The sequence below is a fragment of the Novosphingobium album (ex Liu et al. 2023) genome (assembly GCF_029076845.1).
Classification (GTDB): Bacteria; Pseudomonadota; Alphaproteobacteria; order Sphingomonadales; family Sphingomonadaceae; genus Novosphingobium.
On the sequence record NZ_JARESE010000096.1, the window covers coordinates 1 to 1,120 of the forward strand.

The following is a 1,120-nucleotide window of genomic DNA, read 5'->3' on the forward strand; positions in this document are numbered from 1 at the left end:
AGGCCGCCTGATCGTGCGGCCCGGTGACCACACCCGAAATTACACCTCATTGACGGACGTGACCGAAACTGAATCACATTGCAGCCTGCCAATCAATAGGTCCTGAGCCTATCTCTCCACGTCGAGAATACTTTCCCCACGGCCTTTTTTTGCCGCGTGAGCGCCATGTTAAGGGGCGTCATGGCCGGGCGAGACAAGCGGGGCAACCTGCATGTCCCGCTCCCAGGCACGCAATATCGACGACGGGGCGAGCTTCATGCGAAGCGCCTCGGCAGAATTGAGAGGATTGGCGAGGTTCCTTGCAAGGCGAGCAAGATTCTGGGGCCACGGTCGCTGCTGCGGCGACAGGCGTGCGCGCATCCGCCCCCAATCGTGGGTCAACCGTTCGCGGTGTGCTGCGCCGGCCACGCCGCCGGAGAGGCTGCCGTCGTAGATTCGGAACGCACCGATCCGTTCGTGGCCGATCGCGAATGTCTTGCCTGCCATTGCGAAATTGAAAAGCAGTTCGGTATCCCAGCAGGAGCGGTTTTCGGCATTGAACCCGCCGACATCGCGAAACGCCTCCATCGAAAAGAAAACCCCCTGCTGCACTGGAATCGCTCGGCTATCGACCAGTCGCTCGGGGGTTATCAGTGTCGCGCGCAATCGCCGCAAAGGCTGACCATCGCCATCAACCACCCAGGCGCCGCACACGGCGACATCGATATCGCGGTGGGAATCACCAAACGCCAGAATCCTGCCTATTGCGCCGGGGAGTAAAAAATCGTCGGAATTGATAAAATAGCCGACCTTGCCGTTGGCCCGGGCGAAACCCTTATTGAGGCCGTCGGCAGGGCCTGCGTCAGGCTCTAGTATAAGTTGGTCGATCCCTCCACAATGGGCCTTGAGGATCTCTCGAGAACCGTCGGTCGAACCGGGGTCGACGACGATGAACTCTACTCCTTGGTGTTTTTGCGACAGCACCGAATCTAGGCAATGCTTTAAATAAGCGGCCTGGTTGAAAGATATCGTGACGATGGAAAGTATCGGCGATGTCATACTGGAACCGCCTTGGTTAGGGTCAGGACTCATTGGTCATAGCCAGAAGATGACGGTGGCGGCGAGCGCGATGGCGGAGAAG

At 58.8% G+C, this 1,120-nt stretch carries 1 protein-coding gene; it reads right to left on the bottom strand.

Annotated elements, in window-relative coordinates:
* Nucleotides 1-168: 168 nt before the first annotated feature.
* Nucleotides 169-1,038, bottom strand: a complete 870-nt coding sequence (locus PYV00_RS23425) for a glycosyltransferase family 2 protein (protein ID WP_275230759.1) — start codon at nt 1,036-1,038, stop codon at nt 169-171.
* Nucleotides 1,039-1,120: the final 82 nt, after the last annotated feature.

Excerpts from the sequence above, each read along its gene's own strand:
- PYV00_RS23425 (WP_275230759.1), bottom strand. The coding sequence starts at position 1,038 with ATGACATCGCCGATACTTTCCATCGTCACGATATCTTTCAACCAGGCC.